4 protein-coding genes and 1 pseudogene are annotated in these 6,605 nt (G+C 71.2%); all 5 read right to left on the bottom strand.

Annotation, left to right across the window (positions count from 1 at the left end; all coding sequences use genetic code 11):
* Positions 1 to 93: pseudogene (locus EHS43_RS48270) on the bottom strand (ComF family protein); the annotation flags it as partial.
* 303 nt (positions 94 to 396) lie between these two features.
* On the bottom strand, positions 397 to 2,241 hold the full coding sequence (locus tag EHS43_RS33505) for an LpqB family beta-propeller domain-containing protein (RefSeq protein WP_125194418.1): 1,845 nt from the start codon (positions 2,239 to 2,241) through the stop codon (positions 397 to 399).
* On the bottom strand, positions 2,231 to 4,303 hold the full coding sequence (gene mtrB / locus EHS43_RS33500) for an MtrAB system histidine kinase MtrB (RefSeq protein WP_125194417.1): 2,073 nt from the start codon (positions 4,301 to 4,303) through the stop codon (positions 2,231 to 2,233). The genes EHS43_RS33505 and mtrB overlap by 11 nt, the downstream gene beginning before the upstream one ends.
* A gap of 1 nt (position 4,304) precedes the next feature.
* Positions 4,305 to 4,982: a two-component system response regulator MtrA gene (gene mtrA, locus EHS43_RS33495; protein WP_005486885.1), complete on the bottom strand. Its 678-nt coding sequence runs from the start codon at positions 4,980 to 4,982 to the stop codon at positions 4,305 to 4,307.
* A 158-nt stretch (positions 4,983 to 5,140) separates the two neighbouring features.
* Entirely contained in the window at positions 5,141 to 6,289 is a 1,149-nt protein-coding gene (gene mtnA, locus EHS43_RS33490; RefSeq protein ID WP_125194416.1) for an S-methyl-5-thioribose-1-phosphate isomerase, read from the bottom strand.
* Between the last annotated feature and the right edge of the window lie 316 nt (positions 6,290 to 6,605).

Raw genomic sequence — 6,605 nt, 5'->3', positions numbered from 1 at the left:
GCACTGAGGACAGAGCACCGTACGAGGCCTCCCGCAGCCTCCACACTCGGCCGGCAGCACCAGATCGGTGAGGTCCTGCCACCACCCCCGCATGCCCACCACTGTGCCCAAGCCCGCGCCAGCCGACCACCCCTGTGGATAACCGCCTGTGGAAAACTCCCCCCTCGACGCGAACAGCAGTTCGCACGACAAATACCGGCCCCATACAACCAATAGACCGGCCGAACACACCCCGCGAATCAATCCTCCGTACAACGATTCCGGGCCGCCCCGCTCAGCGAATGCGGGCCGTCCGCCCGGCAGCGAATCCGCCGACCCGCCCCAGACAAAAGCGGCCGCCCTCGCCAGGGCCTCACCCCGGAAAAAGCGACCGCTTCGACAGCGTGTCCCGTCATCTCACCCGGGATAGACCGGCGCCGTCCCGTCCGCGTCCACCTTCTGCCACTGAGCACCGGACGGCAGCCGTACGATCCCGTCCTCCGAGTAGGCCACCAAGGGCATCTCGTCGTCCTCGGAGGCGGCGATCTCCTTCACGCCCGTGAGCGCGGCCGGCGGCGGCCCCTCCGGGGTGGAACCGTCGACCTGGACGTACCGCGTCTGCTGCACGCCGCCCTGCTCGCGCCCGACCACCACGAGCCTGCTGTCGCCGGCCCAGGACATGGTCGTGACCTCCTCCAGATCCGGCGTGGTGGAGCGCAGTTCCCGCACCGAGACGCTCTGGGGGTCCCCGGTCCGGCCCTCCCGCTCGATCCGGCCGATGAACAGCGACTGCTTGCCGCCCTTCTCCACGACGAGCGCGATCCGCACGCCGTCGGCGGCCACCCGCAGGTCCTTGATGCGCCCGTCCAGCCCGGGGATCTCCACCTCCAGCGGCTTGCCCGCGCCCTCCTTGAACAGCAGCAGGCGGGGATCGGCGGGGTTCCGGTCGGCCACCCACAGGTCGCCCTCGGTGTCCCAGCTCGGCGTGGTCAGCCGGTCCTCGGCCGCCTTGCCGCTGCTGACCAGCACCGGCTCCCCGAGCGATCCGCCCGACACCAGCGACCCGACGTACAGCGCCCTGCCGTCGATGCCGACACCGGCCGCCGTGTGCTCGTCACGCGAGACGGCCACCGAGCGCAGGTCCTTGTCACCGTCGCCCAGCGCTCCGGGAACCGGCACCACCTGGGCCTTCGTACCGCTCCCGCCCGCCTCGGCCGGAACCCGCACCAGCCGGTGCTCGCCGTCGACGAAGTACAGGAACTCAGGACGCTCGACCGAACCGCGCGTGGCGTCCCCGTCGGCCTCGCTCTCCGCGGCGGAGCACAGCTGCTTGCCGCCCGCCTGCAGTTCGACGTCGTCCACGGCAGGGGTGAGGTTCTGGAGGGTGAACAGCAGCTGCGCCGCCATCGCCTTGCACTGGTCCGTACCGACGTTCCGGGCCTTGTCGTTGAGCGGCACCGTCAGCGTGCTCCGGTCGTCCGGAGCCAGCGCGGAGACGCCGTTCTTCAGGGCCGTGCCGGTGGGAAAACTCGTCCTGACGACCGGGTCGAGCCAGGTCGTCGGGCCCTTGAGCAGCGACCGCACCAGCTGCGTCATGGGGTCCACCCGTTCCCGCACGTACACGGGATCGGCGACGGCCACGGTCTGCGGAGCCGTCGCAGCCTTGGTGTTCGAAGCGAAGTAGTACTTGTTGACCGACACGTAGTTCCGCTGGAAGTCCGACTTCCCCATGACGACACCGCGCGGTGGGCTGTCGATCCGCCACTGCTTGGTCTTCTTGTCGTGCACGAGGTGAACGGTTTCCCGGTACTCGCCCGACGCCGGCGAGTACGACTGCTGCGCGTCCACCACGGCCACCTTGGTGCCGACCAGGGTGAACGACTTGTCGTCGCTCTGCTGCCGGTCCGCGGGCGGCACGACGTCGGCGCCGGGTCCGTCGTCGAGCACCGTGGTGGACAGCCCCGGCTGCCATTGCTTGGCCGCGCTCGCCGTCAGGTACTTCCGGGCCGTCTCGTAGTTCGGATCGTCGCTGGTCAGCGCCTCGAGAAAACCCTGCACGATGTCCGTGGGCTCGGCATCCTCCCGTGGCGGCATCGCGTAGACCCGCACCTGCGTGTCCTGCCGCGGCGTGGAGTCCACCCCGCGCAGATCCCCGCTGTCCGGCATGGAGGCACATCCCGCCAGCAGTACGGCACCGCAGGCGACGTACGCCGCCGCGCGCCCCGGCGTGCGCCGGCCGCTCCCCTCGCGGTCAGCGTCCACGGAATGCCTCCCCCTGCTGTTCGTACGACTCCTGCGCTCCCGCGTCCGGGTGGTCGGCGCTCTCGCCGCCAGGGGTGTCCCCGGTGGCCGCACCTCCGTCCGCCCGTCGCGGACCCGAGGTCGGCCGTGGCACCACGCGCGCACCGTTGCCGGGCAGCGCCGTCGGATCGGCCGTGGGGGTCGACGTGCCCGCCCTGGGCGCTATCGGATCCCGCGTGGTCACCTGGTCGCCCTTCGGCTGGACCGGCACGGTGGCCGCCTTGTCAGCGCCTCCGCGCGGCAGGCCGGCGTCGTCCAGTCCACGGTTGCGCCGCGAGTCCTTGGGCTCCAGCGGTATCGGCGAGCCCCGCAGCGGCTCGTCGGCCGTCCTGGGCAGCGTCAGCCGGAACTGCGAGCCGCCACCCGGCTCTCCCCACGCCTGCAGCCAGCCGCCGTGCAGCCGTGCGTCCTCCAGGGCGATGGACAGCCCGAGGCCCGTGCCGCCGGTGGTACGCGCGCGTGCCGGGTCGGCCCGCCAGAAGCGGCTGAACACGCGCGTGGCCTCGCCCGGCTTGAGTCCGACCCCGTAGTCGCGTACGGCGATCGCGACCGCCCCGCCCGCCGACGCCAGCTTGACCACGACGTCCTTGCCCTCGCCGTGCTCCACGGCGTTGACGACGAGATTGCGCAGCACCCGCTCCACGCGCCGGGCGTCTGCCTCGGCGACCACGGGCTGCTGGTCGCCCACGATCCGGACCGTCGTGCCCTTGCGCTCGGCGAGCGGCTCGGCCCCGCTGACGACCCGGCGCACGACTTCCCTGAGGTCTATCGGCTCGGCCTCCAGCGCCGCCGCGCCCGCGTCGAACCGGCTTATCTCCAGCAGGTCGGCGAGCAGGGTCTCGAACCGGTCCAGCTGGTCGGCGAGCAGTTCCGCCGACCGCGCGGTCATCGGATCGAAGTCCTCACGCGCGTCATGGATGACGTCGGCGGCCATCCGCACGGTTGTCAGCGGCGTCCGCAGTTCGTGCGACACGTCCGACACGAACCGCCGCTGCATCCGCGACAGGTCCTCCAGCTGCTGGATCTTCAGCTGGAGGTTCTGCGCCATCTTGTTGAAGGCCTCGCCGAGCCGCGCGATGTCGTCCTCGCCGGTGACCTTCATCCGCTCCTGGAGCCGCCCCGCGGACAGCCGCTCGGCGATCCCGGCCGCCATCCGCACGGGCGTGACGACCTGCCGCACCACGAGCCAGGCGATGGCTCCGAGCAGTACGACGACGAAGAGCCCGGCGGTCGCCAGGGTGCCCTTGACCAGGCTGAGCGACTTCTCCTCCTGGGTGAGCGGGAAGAGGTAGTACAGCTGGTAGGGGTCGCCGTTGGGGTCGTTGACCTGCTTGCCGATGACCAGGGCCGGCTGGGGCTCCTGGTAGGGGTCGTAGACGATGCGGGTGTAGCTCTGAGCGGCCGTCGTGCTCTCGTCGATCTTCTCGCGCAGAGCCTCCGGGACGCTGGCCGTAGGGTCGACGTCGCCCGAGGCGCGCGGCCCGCGCCCGCTCCCGCTGTCGCCGCCCACGGGCAGGGTCACCACGTCGAAGGCGCCCTGGCCGCCGCTGGAGAGCGAGTAGACGAGGTTGCTCATCCACTCGATGACGAACTGGTCGGACTGGCCGTCGGACGCAGCCGTGTCGTCGGTCCCGGCGTCGGCTTCCTCCGCCTTCTGCTTGGCCACCGCGAACCCGCCGGTGGCCTGACTCTGCGAGGCCTTCACTTTGGCGTCGAGGAGGCCGTTGCGCACCTGGCCGATGACGACGAAGCCCAGCAGAAGAACCACGCCGAGGGACATCAGCAGGGTCGTGGCGACGACCTTGAGCTGGATGTTGCGCCGCCACAGTCGCATCACGGGCAGCAGCGGCCGGCGCACCCAGCGCATGAAGAGCCTCAGAACGGGGCTGCCCTGGACTCCGCCCTGGAGCAGCCCACCCTCGAAGAACCGCCCCCAGCGGGAGCCGCCCTTCGTCCGCCCGACAGGCCGCCCCGCACTCACCCCGGTCCGCCCGGGCGACGAAGCGGCGCTGTCTCCGGACATGTCAGCTTGGCCCTGCCTTGTAACCCACACCACGGACGGTCACCACGATCTCCGGCCGCTCCGGGTCCTTCTCGACCTTGGAACGCAGCCGCTGCACATGCACATTGACGAGCCGGGTGTCGGCGGCGTGACGGTAGCCCCACACCTGTTCGAGCAGCACCTCACGCGTGAACACCTGCCACGGCTTGCGCGCGAGCGCGACCAGCAGGTCGAACTCCAGGGGCGTCAGCGCGATCGACTGCCCTTCCCGCTTCACGGAGTGCCCGGCCACGTCGATGACCAGGTCGCCGATGGCGAGCTGCTCGGGAGCCGGCTCCTCCGACCTGCGAAGCCGCGCCCTGATCCGGGCCACGAGCTCCTTCGGCTTGAACGGCTTCACGATGTAGTCGTCGGCGCCGGACTCCAGCCCCACGACGACGTCCACGGTGTCGCTCTTGGCCGTCAGCATCACGATCGGCACCCCGGACTCCGCCCTGATCAGACGGCACACCTCGATGCCGTCCCGCCCGGGCAGCATCAGATCCAGCAGCACCAGATCCGGCTTGGCCTCACGGAACGCGGCCAGCGCCTTGTCACCGTCGGCTACGAAAGACGGCTCAAAACCTTCACCACGCAGCACGATGCCCAACATCTCGGCAAGTGCGGTGTCGTCGTCGACGACAAGGACTCGTCCCTTCATAAAGACATCATCCCATTCTCATAACAGTGGTGAAGGCAGTGGTGAGGCAGCTCACCGACCAGTGACCTTAGTCGTACCGGACGGTCACTGTCTGCCTCGGCCGCCGCCGCGGGTGCAAGCCACCGATGAGCACGGAATACGTGGCCCCTGCATTCACATCAGCCGATCGTCACCTCCCGGGCCCGGGCACACAGCTCGGCAAGGGCCTCGGCCGTCACCGGCGACACCACGCCCTCCTCCGTGACGATCGCCGTCACCAGCTCCGGCGGCGTCACGTCGAACGCCGGGTTGTACGCCTGCGTCCCCAGCGGCGCCACCGGGATCCCGCCACCCGCCTCGGCCCCCGCCACCGGCACCTGGGGCGCCACGATCTCGGTCACCTCGTGGCCGGGCCGCTGCTCCACCTCGATCGCCGCCCCGTCCACCGTGTCCGGATCCACCGTGGTCACCGGCGCCACCACGATGAACGGCACATGGTGATACCGCGCCAGGACCGCCAGCGGATAGCTGCCCACCTTGTTCGCCACCGAGCCGTCGGCCGCGATCCGGTCGGCCCCGATCAGCACCGCGTCCACCTCCCCGGCCGCGAACAGCGAACCCGCCGCGTTGTCGGTCAGCAGGGTGTACGCCATCCCGCTGCGCGCGGCCTCGTACGCCGTCAGCCGGGCGCCCTGGAGCAGCGGGCGCGTCTCGTCCACCCACAACCGCCGCAGCCGCCCCGCCCGATGGGCCGCGAGGGCCACCGCGAACGCCGTGCCCTCACCGCCCGACACCAGCGAACCGGTGTTGCAGTGCGTCAGGATCCGGTGCCCGCCACCCGGCAGCAGCTCGTCCAGCAGCGCCAGCCCGCGCTCGGCCATCGCGGCGCTGGCCGCCGCGTCCTCCTGGTGCAGCCTGCGCGCCGCCGCCAGCGCGGCGGCGGCCGCGAGTTCCTGGTCCCCGCCCCTGCCGAGCTCGGCCCGGTAGGCGGCCTCCGCCCTGCGGACCCCGACGGCGAGGTTCACCGCGGTCGGACGGGCGCCCGCCAACGCTGTCGCCGCCTCCTCCACGTCGAACCCGCGCACTGCGGCGAGCGCGACCCCGTACGCCCCCGCGATGCCGAGCAACGGAGCCCCGCGCACGGCAAGCGAACGGATCGCCTCCACCAGCACGGAAGCGTCCGTACAGACCAGTTCGACCTCCTCGGCCGGCAGCCTCGTCTGGTCGAGAAGCACCAGCACGGGGCCTTCGGGTGGCTCCTCCCAGCGGATCGCCGGTAGCTCGGTGGGCTTGCTGTCCTCGCCGGATTGCACGTACTGATCAGCCATGCGATCAGTCTGCCCCTTGTGCGCCGGAGTATTGAAGGTACGCAGCCCATACCGCGGCTGGTCCCTCGCCGACCGCCCCATGGCACGATGGCTGCCAACCTGCCGCCGCGACCGCGGACGGGCACCGTGAAGGAGCGACGATGAACGACACTCCGGGCTGGGCCTCGCCCGGATCCGCCCCGTCCGACGGACGCGAGCCCGGTACGCCCGGTCCCGCCGAGCCCGCCGCCCGGCCCGACACCGCGAACCCCGCGCAGCAGCCGGAGGACACCCCGCAGGACGCAGGCTCGAAGTGGTCCCAGGAGCAGCCGCCACC

Source organism: Streptomyces sp. RP5T, from assembly GCF_003933965.1.
In the GTDB taxonomy this organism is placed as follows: Bacteria; Actinomycetota; Actinomycetes; order Streptomycetales; family Streptomycetaceae; genus Streptomyces.
The sequence above is the reverse complement of the archived record's forward strand: the minus strand, read 5'-3'. Positions and strand labels throughout refer to the sequence as shown.